The following is a 17,990-nucleotide window of genomic DNA, read 5'->3' as shown; positions in this document are numbered from 1 at the left end:
AATGAAACCTACTACAGAAACCGCCCTTTCAAACACCAGTGTCCCCCTATACCAACAGGCAAACATGACACCTCAACAATGGAAGGCTGCAACAAAATTCGACAGTGTTGATGTCGGTTGGATTGTCATGAGCATCGGTATGGCCATTGGCGCTGGGATTGTTTTTCTCCCAGTACAAGTTGGCGTCATGGGATTATGGGTCTTTTTACTGTCTTCTGTCATTGGCTACCCTGCCATGTATTTGTTTCAGAAACTCTTTATCAATACTCTTGCTGAATCAAAGAAATGTACCGATTATCCAGGCGTGATCAGCGGCTACTTAGGTAAAAACTGGGGCATCGCATTAGGCATTTTATATTTCATCATGCTGGTGATTTGGGTATTGGTTTACTCTCTCGCCATCACTAATGACAGTGCCTCGTACCTATATACTTTTGGCGTTACTGAATCTCATTTAAACCATAATATTTTCTATGGCTTAGCATTAATCTGCTTACTGAGCTATATCGGCTCAAAAAGTGAAAAGTTCCTGTTTAAGATCTCAGGGGTTATGGCGGTAACGGTGATCACCTTAGTCGCGGTGATGGGCGTACTGCTGATCCCACAATGGAATTTTAGCAATATTACCGCTGTTAGCGACTGGGACAAGATGCTTAAAGATGCAATCATCACCCTACCTTTTACCTTAACCTCGATTTTATTTATTCAATCGTTGAGCCCAATGGTGATTTCGTACCGCTCACATGAAAAATCGATTGAAGTGGCACGTTATAAAGCATCACGTGCGATGAAAATAGCCTTTAGTATTTTGTTTGTGGTGGTCTTTTTCTTTGCCATCTCGTTCACCTTTGCGATCAGCCAGTCTGAAGCACAACATGCGATGCAAGAAAATATCTCTGCCCTTGCGATGATTGCACATTACTTCCCCGGCAGTTGGGCAACAATCGTCGGTATCGTGATCAACATCTTTGCGGTCGTGACGTCGTTCTTTGGGGTGTTCTTGGCGTTTAAAGAGGCGTGTAAAGGGCTGGCAATGAACATGCTTGAACGTAAGTATGCTCACCACGACATCAATACTGAGTTAGTAAATAAACTAACGACGGTATTTATTATTCTGATCGCATGGGCGGCAGTGGCATTGAATCTACCGATCTTATCGTTCACTTCTATTTGTTCACCAATCTTCGGCATTGTTGGCTGCTTGATCCCAGCCTACTTGGTATACAAGGTACCATCATTGAACAAATATAAAGGCACAGCAACCTACTTGATCATCCTCACCGGTATTTTGCTCTGCATCTCGCCGCTATTAGCTTTCCTTTAATAGCTAACAGCTAAATTTCTGACACAAAAAAACGCCGTTGTACGCAGCTTAAATAAGCTTCAATACAACGGCGTTTTATATCAATGTCGTGCTTAAGCAGGTGTCATTGCCACTTTTGCTTTCTTCGCTTTAATGCGTTTCTGAGCCAGCGCAACACCCGTTAATACCATGATGCCACCAATATAATGGTAAGACTCTAGTTTCTCGTTGAGCATCACGCTCGCAATACCTGCCGCCATAATTGGCAATAGGTTCATGAACATCGCGGTACGATCGGCACCTAAACGTTCAATTGATAACATCCATAACCAAGGTGCAATCACTGACGCAAGCAATGCAGCATAAGCAATCAAAGGGACTGCAGATGCTGTAATTGCCATACGATCGCTACTTAGTAGCAATGGCGTTAACATAATGACCGCAAATAAACACTGAACGTACACAGATTTCCACGTCGAGAACGGCATTTTCCAGCGTTTTAACAACACACAGTAAAGCGCATAAACCGCTGCTGCAATCAACATCAACATATCGCCTTGCTTGATACCCTGTGAGATCAAGCTTTTCACATCGCCATGGCTTAGCATCAATACTAAACCACTTAGTGATAACACTGCGCCAACCAATGCGAACGGTGATAAGCGTTGACCTAAAATAGGCACACTTAAGAACATGCTGATCAACGGCACTAATGAAATGATCAGGGCAATATTCGTTGCCGTGGTGGTCGCTGCTGCGAAGTAGCCTAACGATTGGTTTAGCACCATACCTAACAAACCAAGGAATGCTAATTTCGCTAGATAAGGTTTAATCACCGCACGATCACGCCAAACAGATTTAGCAACAAAAGGAGTTAACATGACTAATGCGAAGAACCAACGATAAAACGATATCGCACCGGGATCGATGACACTGAATGCCATCTTGTTGACAATGGCGTTCCCTGCCCATATTGCAACGGTAATTAAGGGTAATAGATAGAACATTGTCTGCCTTTCTCAGATTTTTCTAGTCCAGATACCTATATCTGAATCATTAACGAGGCTATTCTGTCACGTCTTTTAAGATACATATATCTCTAATCGGACATAATAAGTCTTTTGTCAGACATATTAATCAACAAAAAAGCAAGACTATTTCAGCCTTTAGAGCAGAACATGTTGAATTCTCGCTATTAATTTTTTCTCCCAATATTCACCGCAGAAAAAAGGCAACAAAAAGCCCAATGGATTCAACATCACATTGGGCTTTAAAATACGTAATTACGCTGTTTTCATAACAATCACAGCGGAGATCATCACAGCAATCCCCACCCAACCGATAGGCTTAAGTTTTTGCTTAAACAGCAGCGAGCCACCAATCGCGGTACCTAAAATACCGATAGCTCCCCATGACGCATACGCCACCGCTAAATCGATCTCTTTGACCGCTTGCGCTAGCAGGGTAAATGCCAATATGACTAAGACGATCGCAGTAATACCCCAACGTTTATGACTAAAGCCATTTGATCGAGTTAATGCCATGTTCGCTAAAATATCGACAAACGCAGCAAGGACAACAAAACCAAATGATAGTGTAAAAAATTGACTCATTTCATTGCCTCCTGTTGTTATGCCGACACGCTTGTGGGCGAATGACTGGGTTTATCGCTGTGACTTTCACCAAGTGTCACTAATACGATCCCGACAGTTGCCATCGCTAAACCAATCAGCTCTTGCGTATTTAATTGCGCATCAAGCACAAACACCGAAACCATTGTAATAAGCGCAATACCTAGCCCTTCCCAAACCGCATAGGCAACACCAATAGCGATCTTTTTTGCTGCCAACGACAAGAAAAAATATGAAATACAAATTAAGCTATACATCACCCAGTACCCCCAATTTCCACCTTCACTGGAAATAAGGCTCATGGTACTGGTACCAGCCACTTCTGCGGCAATGGCTAATAATAAAAATATTCGTGCTAACCACATGATTGACTCCACTGTGCTAATTTTTTAGGTAGATAGCATCAAATTTCACGCATTCTCGTAGTGAAAATACATAAAGTTAATGCATCTACTCGCAAGACTACCGCAGCGCACAAAAGCACAATAGGTAATTGAGATATTCAAATTTGAATATCTCTAAAAGGGTAAATAGCGCAGAAATGATCAGAGAATTTAACCGAATGCGGCCTGTATCACCTGATGTAAATGTTGGTAGAGCGGATAATTACGATGGGTTTGAAGATAACCACCTGAGACCACAAAATGGCTGAAATTACGGTTCACCACAGGCATCGGATAGGCATGTAATTCCGGCATTAAATCGGCAGTACTTTCGCTAGCAAACATGATTGCGTTGGTTTCCAACAGCATTTGGCAAGCGACCCGTAAATTAAAGGTTTTGAGTAACACTTTTGGCTCATAACCCATGCGTTGATATTCAGATTCAACGGTACACAAAGGTTTATAAGCGGCAGGCGCTGGCAGCGAGACCAATGACAATGGTGCTATCGATGCCCAATCATTACTATCGAGCCGTAAACTTGGGTGATCTTTTTTCGCCAAGATCACTCGCTTTTCCTTAAATAACGGCTGCATGTAGATATCTTTCGCAATGTCCGTTTCTTGATCCAAAATGCAGTAATCGACTTTCCCTTCCAGCATGTCATCTTGGCTGATGCTATCCCAATTAGAAAACACCAATGACGCCTTTGGAAATGCCTTGTGACAGCAAGATAGTAGGTGTTGACCATGCTCATCCATCAAATAGGGATCAACCACAAGAGAAATCGAGCCTTGGTAGGTTTCTGGTTTAAATTCAGAGAACTCCAGTAACACTTTTTCTATAGGCGCTAAGATATTATCAAATTCATCAGCGAGACGAATCGCAAGGGGTGATGGTTCTACTCCATGGGCTTTGCGCACAAACAGCGGATCATTAAAGAACTGTTTAAGCCTCACTACGCCACGACTGGCACTTGGCTGTGAGATCCCTAACTGCATGGCTGCTAATTTAATACTGCGATGTTCCACCACCGCTTTTAATAACCGTATTAAATTCAGATCTAACTCTTCTAACTGATACGACATTTGCTTTCTCACCGATAAAACGTCTTTACTGATAATAAAGCCTAAAACAAAACAAGATAGCCAGTTTAACAGCTATCTTGTTTAAAGATGAGGCCAAATACGGCGCAGAGATAAACTAAAAAACGGTATTAATCCGAGCAAACGTTTCGGGCAATCATAAACACTTCATCAGCAGAATAGAGCGATTTGATCGTCATTTCCACCTCGGCGCCTAATAGCTTCTGATAGATCTGTTGCGCATAGTTATCAGCACGAGTATTGACCAAAATATGCTTTAATTTACTGTCTTGTTCCGCTAATCGCTGTTTCACTTGTGGTAGTGATTGAGTGATAAGTTGTGTCGCTATCCCTTGGTTATGATGGCTTGGCAACACTGCAAGTTGCTCTAACTCTAAAATCACTTCAGGACGAAAACCGCTTTTTTGCCCCCAAACGATATACCCCACCACTTCACTATTAAGCTCAGCGACAAAATTTAAAAAGCGCGGGGCGGCATTAAAGTTACATTCGATCCACTCATAGGAGCGTTGCTGACGTACAAACGCCTGTTGATGCACCTTTGCTGCTTGCTCTAAATCAGCGTGTTCCATTACACGAATAATCACATTAGTTCCTTCTATTATATCGACCACTTACAGTTGATAAATTACCAATCTTTCTTGCAGTTATTCCAACACTCATTGGCAACATGGGTAAAGTGCTCAAATGAATAACATGCCAACAAATGTTCGACCGCCTTACTCTTCATTAAAGTGACAAAGAGATCGTAAAGCCCCATGGCTTCTTCATAATCATCTTTGTTGATCGCTAATAGGAAAATGACATAGGCACGTTTTCCTTCTCCCCATTCAATCCCTTGTGGCGAAAGGACGGTATAGACTGCACTTTGCTTAGCACATAGACCGAGAGAATGCGGGATCGCAATACCGTCACCTAACATGGTCGAAGTAATATTTTCTCGCTCAATAACCGATGGGTGAAAATGGCTTGGCACAATCCCTTTTGCTTCTAGCTCTGTAGACAATTGCGCAAAAAGTTGATGTTGCGTCATAGGCGTTTCAATTCGAGTGAATAAACTTGGCTGAAAGAACTTACCTAACGCATTAATATGGTTACTATTCTCATGCACCAGTTTATTCAATTGCTCTAATTGAAAAGAGCTAGCAATCGGTGAAAACACCATGGTTGGCTTATTTTTTACCACCAGCTTTTCTGTTGAAACCACAAAGTCTTCAGTAACTTCATGTAATGCATCGTATTCACGTATCGAGTGCATTTTATGGATCACTAACTGTGGGATAGCTTTAAGCAATTGAGATTCCAACATTCGGATCACCGATGTGCCAGAGTTACATACCAGCAGTACTATCGGCTGCTGTTCTTTTTTTTGCACATAATTACGCTCTATTCCAACACCAACATGCATCACTAAAAAACTAATTTCACCATCTGGGATTTGTCGTCCGTCCCAACTAGATACAGCACCCACAGTCATATCATAAGCAAGCGGATAATAACGTTTAATATGATCAGCTAATGGATTGGGTATCGTTATTTGATGCTCAACACGCAGTAACATTGGATGAACATGAGCCAGTAAGTCATGTTTTAGCTGCAGATCATTGAGCAAGTTGTAATTAAAGTGATCGTTAATAAAATGAAGTAAATGATCAATAAAAGCATCAGCATCATTGTCATTACGATCATCAACATGCCAATGCTTGATCCCAGTAACGCGACGGGCAGCAATTTGAATCGCGAGATGATTTAGTTCACAAGGTTCGATAATGGTTTGAGTTTCGCTCGCCATTAAGGCTGCGATTTCTTTGGCTGCTGATAGTGCATTATTTGGCACGTTAGCACATGTGGTTTGATCGCAACCCAAACCACGCTTTAAACGGCTGATCGCCACGCCACAGTAAACCATTAACTGATGCAGACCTTCATCGGTCAAATTAATACTATTCTGCTGCATTGCCGTTAACAGTGGCTGCTCTAATTGTGCAAAATCACACTCAGAGTAAAATAGCTCACATAAATTGATAAATGTAGGATCTGACGCCTTAAATTGGTACAAGATATGGGCAATACAAGCACGTATGGATGACTCTTTGCCAAACACTAACAGCCCATAATGGGGCTTGCTGTCTATCTCTAAATGGTATGACTGAAACAACTCACGTACTTCGGTCATATCAGCCTGTAAACAGGTACGGCTGACAAACCACTGATTAGCCAAATCATCCAATTTACAGCCATCTTGCTGGTTCAATAAACGCAACATCAAATATGTCACCCGATCTTTAACACTACGTGGTGACTGCTTCATTTGTTGGGTTTGCTGAGTGATATTGCTGTAACGTTGCTGATCATAAATATCAATGTAATACCCTTCACCTCGACGTAATAACAACTGAGCACCGTAGTGCGCTAAGGTATCATTTAATGCTGAAATGTCAGTACGAATCGTTCTGGTAGAAACATCAAAACGTTGTGCCAACTCTTGCTGCGGCAGTGTCTGCATCAGCAGTGCATCAAAAATTAAATTAAGACGAGGATAAGGGAATTGAATCATTGAATAATCCGTTAAATGATGTCCGTTTATATACGGAGGCTAACATTTGAAAACAATGCGTCATAAGACCTGGGTCATATTCACATTGGTTTCTAAATATTAACTGTTTCACAATATTTCATAGACTTATAAATATTAACGGACCGTTTCCGGTCCGTTAAATCAGATCACGTTATTTTAACAAATTCTTGGTCATATCAAGTAAAACACGCACATCTTGAGGGCGAGTATTACCCGTTTCTTTATCAATGATTGAGCTATAAATATGTGGAATGATTTTAGTTACACCGGCCTCTAGCGCAATTTGCATGATTTCTTCAAAGTTTTCTAAATCAATCCCGCCTGTCGGCTCTAACCAGAAATCTTGCTCAGCACACGCTTTAGCGACATAGGCGAATTCTTCACGGGTTTCTAACCCTCCCATTGGGAAGTATTTCACCGAGCTACCACCCATGTCTTTCAGCATCGCAATCGCTGATTCCACAGGAACGATCGCTTCTTTATTGCACGAGCTTAAAGGGCCGGTTGAGATCTTCACCATGCCCACAGTGCCTGTTGGTGAAATTAAGCCGTTAACAATACTTTGATCTTGACCGACTAATGCACGACTGGTTGCCACGCCAGTAAATACCTGATTAATGTGTTGTGGCTGAATATGCTGAGAGATCAGCGAAACCATCATCGATTGGTTTGGATCGCCAGCGCCAAGGCCAACAGAAACAGCGTTATTGATCTTATCGCTGTATTTTTTCATCTCTTCAACCGCTGTTTGTACATCAGGGTAGTTCTTAGATAGTACGCCAACTAAGACATGACCTTCTGCGGCATCATAGATTTCTGCTGCGTTATCAATAGAGCCAGCCAACACGTTTAAACATACGCGGTTTTTGTAGAATTTTGCTTTCAATGACATAGTGGTGTTCTCTTAAAAATTTAAAATAATGCTTTAATATTCTGATAAATAACGTCAAGTTGTGCGCTTGTGACACTGCGTACATCTATTTCAATGATCCCATCATTAGCTTTGTAGCCACGACAATAAATCGCAGGATCACCACCCTGAAGTCGTGCCACAATCTCAGGTGTTGTCATTGCTAATACCGTTTCATCAAAACAGATTTCTGCACGTGCAATGTCGCGTCCTGCGCTGTCCCAAACCACACGGCAATCAATGCCATTAAGGGTCTTGAGTTGCGCCACAAAGTGTTCCATTTTGGCCACCATTTGCTGACCAGTTTCTTTTTCAGTTTGCAGGTACTCGGTAATGGCGTGGGTTAAACCTAAAATGCCTTCTTTACCAACTTTCATTGCACGACCAATACCTAATGACTGCTTACGCACCCATGCAATATATTGGCTACGTCCAACCACTAAACCACTGGTTGGCCCTTCAATGGCTTTTGCACCACTGTAAATAACCAGATCAGCACCCATGTTGTAGTAACACTGCAGATCTTCTTCAGCTGCAGCATCCACAATCAAAGGTAAGTCATGCTGTTTGGCAACGGCTGCCGCTTCTGCTACGGATAAAATGCTCTTTTGTACACAGTGATGGGATTTGATGTATAAAATCGCTGCTGTTTGCGGGGTGATCATGGCGGCTAACTGAGCAGGCGAACACTCATTGGCATAGCCCGCTTCTTTTAGTGTGCCACCACCTAATGTCACCATGGTGCCGACTGGTGCACCAAAGTTAACGTTGTGGCCTTTTGGCATCACAATTTCTGACGCCACGTTATGAGCGTGAGCGTGTAAATTTTCGAGTAAATACGGATCGTCTTTCACAATCACCGCAGCCACTGATTGAGCGATACCCGCCGAGGCACAAGAAACCACAATCGCATCTTCTACATTTAGCAACTTGGCAATATAAGCACCGGTTTTCACCACCAGATCTTTCATTTCAAAATACTGGCCAAGACCATCACGCACCGCATCCATCACGGTTTCTGTTGGTGTCGAAACACCTAAAATAGTCATACGACCTGACGCATTAATGACTTCTTTTAATTGGTATTTTTCATGAATTGAAGACATCGAATCCTACTCCGTAATTTGTCGTCATGATCTTGCCAGCAACCATGGCTGCGGCAGGTTTTAAGCTCGTCTTGCCACTGCGCTGATCATTATCAGAATCCACCAGCTCAACAGTTTCAGTGTTTAAATGGAAAAACGTTAAATCCGCATCTTTACCTACTTCTAACTGCCCTTTATTTTCTAACTTAAGTAACTTGGCAGCGTTTACTGTGACGCAATCAATCACTTGTTGTAGCGGTAAACCAATCGCTAAAAACTTATCCATAATGTGAGCGAGACTACGCACCGGGCCATGAATACGATTCTTGCAATAAATGTCAGAGCTAATCATGTCAGGATAAATACCTTGTTTAATCGCTTGCTCTGCCACTGCAAAACTAAAGCTTGCACCACCGTGTCCCACATCGAGTTTCACACCACGCTCAAGAGCACGTTGCATCGACGGTTTTAACTCACCTTCTGCAGTTAAAATGCGATTCGGTTTGCCGTTATAGCAATGGGTAATGATGTCCCCTTCACCTAATAAATCCGCTACGTCATCTAAATTAGGTGGGTTATTACCAATGTGTACCATCAAAGGTAATGGGCACTGATTACGTTGGATCTCTTTAGCTTTTATCAACGGTTTTAAACCATTGGCTTCCACCACACTGCCACTCATTCGGGCTTTGATCCCAACGATAAAATCGGGATACTGATTGACGGCTTGTTTCACTAACTCACCATCAATGTCTGCCATATCGGCTAATTCGTTTTGTCGCAGCAAACCAATTCGAGAAATATTTAAGATACTGTAAACATTGGTTTTTACTTGCTGACAACAGTGATAGAAATCACCCACATCATCGGCACCTACGCTACCAGCATCAATCACAGTGGTAACGCCAGTCTCAACCCCGACTAAGTCTGGTTCATCGTTATAAATCGGTGATTTGGAGTAGCAATGGGTATGACCATCAATCCACCCCGCGCTGATATAAAAATCACCCGCTAAATCCACCACCTTTTTTGCTGTTACATCCAGTTGACCCAGTGCTGCAATCTTGCCGTTCAGAACCGCAACATCCACCACTTCGCCACTCACTAACTTGCCTTGCTTAATTAATACGTCATACATTGCTTTGCCTTTATTGTGCTCTGCACCCAACATGCAGAGCACAACCTTTCAAGGATTAACTGATAGCAACAGGGAACAGTGAACCAAACACCATTGCACCGATAATCGCACCACCTGTAATAGGTTTATTCCATTGATAGAAAGCAAGCGCACCAATTAAAGAGCCAATACCGATTGGTAGTGATGCTGCAATTGCTGATAACACAATCAGAGGACCTAAGAAGCGACCCGAAGAGTTACCTGCGCCCATCATGACATCGGCACCGTAAGTCGAGTTACTTTGGTTGATGGTGTACTTTCGCGCTAGGATGATCACATAACCAATAGCGACACCAAGGAAGAAACCCACAACCAATGAGGCAGCAAAGTTTTCGAGTGGATATACAATACCTGCGCCTAATAACAGTGCTGGTACACCTAAACCAATACCAGTTTGAATAGCACCACCGATATCTAAGATACCCACCAAGGAACCTTCAATGATGCGAGCAAAAAGGAAACTTGCACCAAACGCCGCTACTGCACCGTAAACACCGGTATCCATACCCGCTCTTAACATGGCGACGAAAGCCACCTCGTTAAAAGCACCGATACCGTAGAGGTAATACATGTGTGTACCAGCAAAAACACCTGATGACAGCAAACCAACAAAGAATGGGAAAGACCAGTCAGCGTACCAAAAATCATTCTTTAATTTATCGTCCATTTTCTTCAACTCCGGCTCGGTTATTTACCGCTGATACTTCCGTGGATGTAATGCAGCCAATCAGGAACAGTTAGGCTAAAGGATTCTAATACCGCAATATCAAAGCCACGGAAGAAGCCACTTAGAACAAACAGAGCGATAACGGCAAACAACATACTTTTCGTTACTTTATTCCAACCGCTATCTTCCACACCTTTACCAATCAAGATACCAAGTACTAAACCAGGCACGGCGTTACCCATGATCATTTGTGCCAAACCACCGAAAATAGTTGCCCAAAAACCAGAACGCTTACCTGCTTCAATCGCTGCTAACCAGAAGATCACCGGCATCGCCACGTTAACCAGCATGTTTGCTGCCGGAACCAGCACTTTTACCGCTGTAATTTGTAAGCTTTCAGGTACCGCTGATGCGGTTGAGTTAAGAAATGCCACGACAATCATACCGATGATGCCGCAGGCAATACCCATCTTCTTCGGATCATGTAAGGTTTGGGTGACATCACGATTTTTTACCATCAATGCCGCTGCGCCCCAGTTCGGTAAAATACGGTGGTCAACGTCTTGGGTAAATGCACCAGCAGCGACTGATGATGCCCAAGCATTGAAGAAAAAGCCTAAACCGAAAGAGAAGTGAGAAGCAGGATCCCCTTCACACGAGTTTAATTCCCCTAAAGTACGGAATGCCCCCATACCTTGAATAGTTGGAGCGTGATACATACGAGCAGCGCCGACACCCACGCCAACACCCACTAATGCACCAATAATTAGTGACTTTATTAAAATAATGAAGAACATTTATATACCTTTATATGTAGACACAAATAATGTTCGTAGCTAATAATTAGATTTGTTTGAAATTTAATTCATCAGTTTCTATTAATGTAATATTTACAGTGACATTAATAGTGATGGAATAAATAGATTTTTCTCGTGGTAAGAAAAAGAACATAAACTTCTCAGTAGTTTGTTTATGTTCTGCACTTATTATTTCAACATCCACAGGTTCAATTCGTAAAATAACGTTATTAGTTTCTTTTAGAATTGTTTTTTGAACATTATTTAGTGCAGAACTAAAAGCTGATTGTTTTGTATTTCCTTTACCACTGACTTCAACCGTCGTAGTAATAGATTTTTTCATATTAACCGTGATGCTTTTTAATAAAGGCTTCAACTAACTTTTGACCAAGCTCTTCTTTATCCATAAAGCCAAAGCCTAAAACGTTACAACCTTCATTGATAGCTGTTACACCTTCTTCAACAGAACGCATACCGTAACGTGCTTTGTAACCATATTTGGTTTGGGCAGTAATTGCCCCAGCACCACCACTACCACAGAATGAAATACCAAAATCAGCTTGCTCTTGGTGCATCACATCACCTAGCTTCATATCTGCTGCCATACCAGGGATCACCGTTACAGCGCCGCCTGCAGCTTCAACACCCAAACCTACTTTTTGACCTTTACCTAAACGATCACCAATTACTACTTTAATAGTTGTCATAATTACACTCCTAATTCACACGTTAATTCGTTTTCTTTTGCCACTTCAAAGTGGACTGATAATAAATAGGTTTCTTCGTACGCTAAGGTAGGGAACCAAGAAACCACATCTGCTGATAATTGATGAGATAGTGGGGAAATATCTTCAAACATATCGACTTCAATTTCTGGTAATGACTCTTTTGTATAAGAGCGAATGACCATTGCTTTTAAATGTGTAAATAACATTTGTTGCTGAATAGCATCAGGAAAAATATTATTTTCTTTTAAAAGTGAAATTGCTTTTTTATAGGTTTCTTCGCATTCCAACTCATAAATGCTGTAATCAACCGAAAACTTATTTCCAGACACTTTATCTCTCCTTAGTAATATAAGTGTCACCACTTATTGAATATGGTCATAATATTGATACGTTGAGCTAATGTGTAGATGATTGATTTCCATTTCAAAGCGGAAAAGGAAATTAATAGCAGATCTATGTCATATTTTTCTTATTAACCGCATATAAATCAGTAATTTATCAATTAATAAGAAATAAAAAACCACCAAAGAAAAGAAATACTTATCGTTAATTCTGTGATTTCCTCCACAAGCGAGCAGAAAACGGCAAATAAAATAGCGCTATAAACATAAAGGTATATGCAATTTGGAAATAGAAAACGATTACACTTCTTTGCTTTCTTTGAACTAGGGACTGTAACAATGTTCTGAATTCGGTAACTTGAAATCAGTTGGGTATAGTTATGTAACATATACTTACATTATAGATAAATCATTAAGTATGCTTAAATCAAATGTCAACTTAAAATGCGCGCCATTATAGAATTTAACTGGCATTACACACATGCGATTAGCGCATTCACTTTTCCTTAGTAGCCTAGCGTTTTCCTCATCCACTTATACATATGCTCAATCTTTTACTCTCCCTCTTTGGAAAGAAGAAGCTCAAGCTTTAGGTTACGAATTACCCAAACCGATTGGCTTTAATTTGAGTTACATGGCATTAGAGCAAGGCATTGATGTAACTAGCATTGGCTTTAATGGCCTTAACCTACCTTCTTTTGTGCGCAACATCGATATGCAAGCAGAGCAAGGCAAACAAACCAGTGAAGTGCTCACCCTACGGGCGGATATGTGGCTATTTCCGTTTCTGAACCTCTATGTCTTAGGTGGCAAGATGACGGGTAAATCGGAAACTGCAGTGAACTATGATGTTGCTATTAAGCCTTTATTCCCAAACCGCCCAGACCGTCACCTCAAAGGCCGCATTGATAACTTCAAGCTTGATCTTGATGGCTACTTATATGGTGGTGGTGTAGTGCTTGCCGGTGGCTATAAGCGATTCTTTGGCTTAGTTGATATCAGCTATACCGAAACAGAGCTAACCGTCATCGACGGCAGTATTTCTGCATGGGTGATCAGCCCTCGTGTAGGTTACGACTTTTATCAACAAGGTGTACCACTACGAGTTTGGGCCGGTGCGATGTATCAAAATGTTGAGCAATCGCTATCTGGCAAACTCACCGATCTCAATCTTCCTTCAGGATTACAACCTTGGGTTAAAAATGGCAGTTTCCATATCGAGCAACAACTGTCGACACCATGGAACCCAATCCTCGGGATGCAATATCAGCTCAATCCAAGTCTGTATTTATTGGCAGAAGCCGGCTTTGGCGATCGCTCCAGCTTATTTACATCCATTGATTTTCGTTTTTAAGTCAGAGATCAGCAATGAAACCTTGGCAACTTTCCCCATTATTGATTATTTGTAGTTTTTCTCACTTAGCCTGTGCTGATACAACACAATCAGGTTGGGTAGATCAACTACTGGAAAAACTCGGCGCTAGTGAAACGATTGATACTTCAGAAGGTATTGATTGGGGAGTATTGCCGGGGCCTTTTGCTAACCCTGAACAAGGGGTCGGATTTGGAATGGCTGCGGTTGGGCTTTACTCACCGACAGGCTGGACACCCAGTACACCGTATTCAACATTAGCGATTAAATCCTATCTATCCTCAACTGGCTCTTATGGATTAGGGGTTGAAAATCGCAGTTACTTAAATCAAGACAAACTGCGCTTGATCGGTGATGCATGGATCAGCCATTCCCCCCAACATTACTGGGGAGTAGGAAAAGCTGCCGCACAAAACGACAACAATAAACGTGAGTATAACGGCCAGATCATCAAACTTGCGCCAAAGGTGTCATACCAGTTTTTACCTCATCAATACGTCAGTGTTGGCTGGGATTATCAACATTATTCACAACAAACCTTAGCAAAGACTAACGATGTTGGTGAGCACAAACTTTCAAATCAACAAAGCAGTGGTATAAGCATTGCGTTGGAATATGACAGCCGAGATTTTGAACCCAACCCATACCGTGGTCAATTGTGGTTCGCGGAATGGGTTGATTACAAAACCACATTAGGCTCTGATCAAAATTACACACGCCTGACCATGAACTACCGTCAATATGTTCAACTTGATAGCAATAACATTATTGCTTGGGATGTCTACAGGCAACGGGTTGATGGTGATATTCCTTGGTATGGCTATGCGGAAATGGGTAACGATAAACGTATGCGTGGTTACTATACAGGGCAATACCGTGATCGTTATTTACTGTCTGGACAAATAGAATGGCGTCATCGTTTTAACCATCGTCATGGTATGGTGACCTGGTTTGGCGGAGGTAATATCGCCAATAAAAGTGAGCAGTTACTTTCAAGTAAGCTATTACCTAGTTTAGGTGTCGGCTATCGCTTTGCCTTTAAGCCCCGAATAAATGTGCGTGTCGATTACGCCATTGGTAAAGACAGTTCCGGTTTTTATTTTCACATCAATGAAGCTTTTTAATGAAAATACACGCACCTTTGATCGCAGCATTCAGCCTTTGTGCTTTATTCGTCAGCCCATACAGTAAAGCATTGGATGCGCCTATTGGCGTACGTCCATGCTGTGCCTTTGGTCAAGATTTAAAAACCGAATTATTAGGTATGCCCATTCCTTTTTTCTCAGTAGAGAATATTGTCGATATACCAATGCTCGGTAAACATAGCTACAACGATGGATCGCAAAGCGTTATTTCAAGCTTATTCGGATTAGGCGGTGAATCTAATGGCTTAATCTTTACGAGTAAGGGGGGATTTATCGATACAGCTCACGTCCGAGATACGGCAGATTTCACTTATTATTTATATCAACAAATTCGCCAGCATCTTGGATCCCATTATCGAATAATCTTACCCACGGAATTACGGGCGCGCCACATTCGGTTACAAGAGAATAAGCAACTACTTACAAATAAAGAGAAACAATCACTGAGTCTCGAGCTTGCGGCTCTATTAGCTTTTCGATTAGCACAATGGCATGAAATCGCACAGTGGTTTGGCTATGAATCAATTATTGGCTTTCCTGAATATGTCTCTGCTTTTTCACCTGAAGATCTCTATTCCAACATGTTAGGTGCTATCACAGCTAAACAAGTGCTAGAGCAGCAACCCGATCTTTCTCCGTCAGATTTTTCTCAAGCCATGACTGATGCTTTTAACGATCAATTACAGCAATTAGGCAGTGTTTCAGCAGAAGAAACCAAACGCAACATACAGCAGTTAAATGGTCAGTGGTGGGATCACAATACACGTTTGCCACAAAAGTGGGTGGTGTTAAAACGTGATTATCAACTGGGATTAACTCTCTACCCTAATGGGGTAAAAAACGGAGTTCCTCTTTCTTTATCTACCGAACTGAGCAACGGTGATAATAATGGTATGTGGGCGGAGTTGTATTTACATAATGTAGGCAATGAAGAAACGTTTAACGCGCTCGCTCCTGAGCTCACAAACAATATGGTCTGGCAACCCGCTCAATTTCAACAACTCGCTACTTTTGCAAAACAACAAGATTATAAAGAACGCGGCAAAACTACCCAGGTAGTTAAAGACTAGAGTTAGCAAATACTCACTTACGATTAACCTTATAAAATGACAGAGCTAAAAAAACTCTTCTTCCACAGAGTACAAGAAGAGTCAGGGTTCTCACTAAGATGCTATATTAGTGAGAACTATATATATCCATAAAGCTTTCTATTGACATCGGCTTATAAAAGTAAAACCCTTGATATTGCTTAATTCCCCATTGATCTAACATCTGTTTTTGTTTTTCTGTTTCAACGCCTTCAGAGATGACAGAAAGCTCCAGTTTTTGGGCTAATAGCACTAAAGATTCAACAACATAAATCGATTTAGGATTATGTTCAATTTGCTCAATAAAACAACGATCTATTTTTAAATAATCAAAATTATAATCCGTCAAATAATACGGTGAAGAGTACCCTGTACCATAATCGTCAAGCGCAAAGAACATGCCATTTTGATGAAATTTTTCCATACGCGCTTTCACATGAACATTCGAAAATGGTGCTGATTCCGTAAACTCAAGCACCAGTTCAAACTTAGGCGCCAATAATAAACTCGCTTTATAAATACTTTCGTCAAACAAACAACGTTCCGTCAAATTAAAACTCAATTTTAGTTGTTTACTCAAAACCATTAACTGACTTTGATAAACCTGTGTCATCAAAGAGCAGGTTAACAAGGATGTTAAGTGTTGACTCTCTATATAGGGTATAAATAAATAAGGCGGTAAAACCTGACCTTTTTTAGTAATCCAACGAGCTAAGACTTCAGCCCCAATAATATCGCCTTCCTTATTAACAATGGGTTGAAGGTATGGACGAATAATATTGCGTTTGATACAAACTCGTACCCAGATTTTTTTGCAGTAAGCGGCCGATGTATAACTACTTACCATGCAGCCCAATAAGAGCATTAACAAGTAAACATATTTAGTTTCAATAAATTGTTTTAGAGCGAGTGCCGGATCAACATCAACAAAAAAATCAGCGTCGTCGAGATGAAAATAGTACTCATCGCGATGATTTAACAAATCATGCTTAACTAACTGATTACCTTCACCAATTTCAATATTATCAAAAACGGTAATATAGCCTCTACCAATACTATCGATAACATTAAAACGAAGCGGTTTAAAATATATTTTTAAGTAAGTATTCGCTCCAACTTGCAACGTATAAGACAAGGTTGGCTTATGCGTTAGTAAGCTTTTTACCTTAATATTAAAACCTTTTACTGCCTTCATCTTCATTGAATACAGGCGATTTCCAAATGTACTGTATACATAATAATCATTATAAATCACAGATATACTGCTAACATCTTTATGATCGGAGACATAACGCTTTAACTCCCTCTGCTCAGCTAAAGTCGGAATCGTCATCTTCGAAAACATAGGAACTAGTGTATCTTTACTATCAACAACTGAATAAAAGGTTTTCCGTTGTATTTCATGCTCATTGTGAATTTTTGTATCAATATCGTGTTGATAAAGTAGATAAGTACCGCATGCAAAGATAATGAAAAAGAACGTAGAGCACACGATCAATGTATAAAGCTTCATGTATTTAATGTTCATATAAGAACGATCCCATTTAAAGCCATATTTATTGCGTTGTATAGCACCATAACAACTCTTTATAACAAACTAAAGGAAGCAATTACGCCCCAGATTCATTCTTATAAAATGAATACACTTAAATTCTATTTTCTATCGTAGCATATGATTTTC

19 protein-coding genes are annotated in these 17,990 nt (G+C 41.0%); 4 read left to right on the top strand and 15 right to left on the bottom strand.

All coding sequences use genetic code 11. The features are described from left to right. The first annotated feature begins 1 nt into the window (after position 1). A complete protein-coding gene (locus tag C9J45_RS17640; protein ID WP_158260230.1) occupies positions 2-1,324 on the top strand; it encodes an amino acid permease in 1,323 nt (440 codons plus the stop codon). Positions 1,325-1,416: 92 nt separating this feature from the next. On the opposite strand, the gene C9J45_RS17635 is transcribed toward C9J45_RS17640, so the two are convergent. The 14 genes from C9J45_RS17635 to C9J45_RS17570 all read right to left on the bottom strand — a co-directional run bounded on the left by C9J45_RS17635 (position 1,417) and on the right by C9J45_RS17570 (position 12,692). Next, complete coding sequence (locus C9J45_RS17635) at positions 1,417-2,310, bottom strand: DMT family transporter (protein ID WP_107292824.1); 894 nt, start codon at positions 2,308-2,310, stop codon at positions 1,417-1,419. Positions 2,311-2,586: 276 nt separating this feature from the next. Then, positions 2,587-2,916 carry an SMR family transporter gene (locus tag C9J45_RS17630; RefSeq protein WP_107292823.1) on the bottom strand — a complete coding sequence of 110 codons (330 nt, stop codon included), beginning with the start codon at positions 2,914-2,916 and terminating at the stop codon, positions 2,587-2,589. A gap of 17 nt (positions 2,917-2,933) precedes the next feature. Next, positions 2,934-3,299 carry an SMR family transporter gene (locus tag C9J45_RS17625; protein WP_107208310.1) on the bottom strand — a complete coding sequence of 122 codons (366 nt, stop codon included), beginning with the start codon at positions 3,297-3,299 and terminating at the stop codon, positions 2,934-2,936. 189 nt (positions 3,300-3,488) lie between these two features. Then, a complete protein-coding gene (locus tag C9J45_RS17620; RefSeq protein WP_107208309.1) occupies positions 3,489-4,403 on the bottom strand; it encodes a LysR family transcriptional regulator in 915 nt (304 codons plus the stop codon). 128 nt (positions 4,404-4,531) lie between these two features. Next, positions 4,532-4,993: a GNAT family N-acetyltransferase gene (locus C9J45_RS17615; RefSeq protein WP_107208327.1), complete on the bottom strand. Its 462-nt coding sequence runs from the start codon at positions 4,991-4,993 to the stop codon at positions 4,532-4,534. A 56-nt stretch (positions 4,994-5,049) separates the two neighbouring features. Next, positions 5,050-6,978 (bottom strand): transcription antiterminator, encoded by a 1,929-nt coding sequence (locus C9J45_RS17610; RefSeq protein ID WP_107208308.1) that lies wholly within the window; start codon positions 6,976-6,978, stop codon positions 5,050-5,052. A 172-nt stretch (positions 6,979-7,150) separates the two neighbouring features. Further along, positions 7,151-7,891 carry a KDGP aldolase family protein gene (locus C9J45_RS17605; RefSeq protein ID WP_107208307.1) on the bottom strand — a complete coding sequence of 247 codons (741 nt, stop codon included), beginning with the start codon at positions 7,889-7,891 and terminating at the stop codon, positions 7,151-7,153. A gap of 20 nt (positions 7,892-7,911) precedes the next feature. Further along, positions 7,912-9,015 carry a DgaE family pyridoxal phosphate-dependent ammonia lyase gene (locus C9J45_RS17600; protein ID WP_107208306.1) on the bottom strand — a complete coding sequence of 368 codons (1,104 nt, stop codon included), beginning with the start codon at positions 9,013-9,015 and terminating at the stop codon, positions 7,912-7,914. Then, complete coding sequence (locus C9J45_RS17595) at positions 8,999-10,132, bottom strand: amidohydrolase/deacetylase family metallohydrolase (RefSeq protein ID WP_107208326.1); 1,134 nt, start codon at positions 10,130-10,132, stop codon at positions 8,999-9,001. Before C9J45_RS17595 ends, C9J45_RS17600 begins: the two co-directional genes overlap by 17 nt. A gap of 55 nt (positions 10,133-10,187) precedes the next feature. Further along, positions 10,188-10,838, bottom strand: a complete 651-nt coding sequence (locus tag C9J45_RS17590) for a DUF4310 family protein (protein ID WP_107208305.1) — start codon at positions 10,836-10,838, stop codon at positions 10,188-10,190. Between the two features lie 20 nt (positions 10,839-10,858). Further along, on the bottom strand, positions 10,859-11,635 hold the full coding sequence (locus tag C9J45_RS17585; RefSeq protein WP_060989726.1) for a DUF4311 domain-containing protein: 777 nt from the start codon (positions 11,633-11,635) through the stop codon (positions 10,859-10,861). A 46-nt stretch (positions 11,636-11,681) separates the two neighbouring features. Then, on the bottom strand, positions 11,682-11,978 hold the full coding sequence (locus C9J45_RS17580; RefSeq protein ID WP_107208304.1) for a DUF4312 family protein: 297 nt from the start codon (positions 11,976-11,978) through the stop codon (positions 11,682-11,684). Position 11,979: 1 nt separating this feature from the next. After that, the gene (locus C9J45_RS17575; RefSeq protein ID WP_060989724.1) at positions 11,980-12,342 is read right to left on the bottom strand and encodes a glycine-rich SFCGS family protein; all 363 of its coding nucleotides are present in this window, start codon (positions 12,340-12,342) and stop codon (positions 11,980-11,982) included. Between the two features lie 2 nt (positions 12,343-12,344). Further along, positions 12,345-12,692 carry a transcriptional regulator gene (locus C9J45_RS17570; protein WP_107208303.1) on the bottom strand — a complete coding sequence of 116 codons (348 nt, stop codon included), beginning with the start codon at positions 12,690-12,692 and terminating at the stop codon, positions 12,345-12,347. A gap of 493 nt (positions 12,693-13,185) precedes the next feature. On the opposite strand from C9J45_RS17570, the gene C9J45_RS17565 reads away from it, so the two are divergent. From C9J45_RS17565 to C9J45_RS17555, 3 genes are read left to right on the top strand one after another with little or no spacing between them, the layout of a single operon-like run. Continuing rightward, positions 13,186-14,058 carry a hypothetical protein gene (locus tag C9J45_RS17565; RefSeq protein ID WP_107208302.1) on the top strand — a complete coding sequence of 291 codons (873 nt, stop codon included), beginning with the start codon at positions 13,186-13,188 and terminating at the stop codon, positions 14,056-14,058. Positions 14,059-14,072: 14 nt separating this feature from the next. Then, a complete protein-coding gene (locus C9J45_RS17560; protein ID WP_107208301.1) occupies positions 14,073-15,200 on the top strand; it encodes a BamA/TamA family outer membrane protein in 1,128 nt (375 codons plus the stop codon). Next, positions 15,200-16,291: a DUF4056 domain-containing protein gene (locus C9J45_RS17555; RefSeq protein ID WP_107208300.1), complete on the top strand. Its 1,092-nt coding sequence runs from the start codon at positions 15,200-15,202 to the stop codon at positions 16,289-16,291. The genes C9J45_RS17560 and C9J45_RS17555 overlap by 1 nt, the downstream gene beginning before the upstream one ends. Before the next feature lie 106 nt (positions 16,292-16,397). Here C9J45_RS17555 and C9J45_RS17550 read toward each other — a convergent pair whose 3' ends face one another. Then, positions 16,398-17,837 carry an EAL domain-containing protein gene (locus C9J45_RS17550; protein ID WP_107208299.1) on the bottom strand — a complete coding sequence of 480 codons (1,440 nt, stop codon included), beginning with the start codon at positions 17,835-17,837 and terminating at the stop codon, positions 16,398-16,400. Positions 17,838-17,990: the final 153 nt, after the last annotated feature.

Source organism: Photobacterium sp. GB-1 (assembly GCF_003026165.1).
GTDB lineage: Bacteria > Pseudomonadota > Gammaproteobacteria > Enterobacterales > Vibrionaceae > Photobacterium.
The sequence above is the reverse complement of the archived record's forward strand: the minus strand, read 5'-3'. Positions and strand labels throughout refer to the sequence as shown.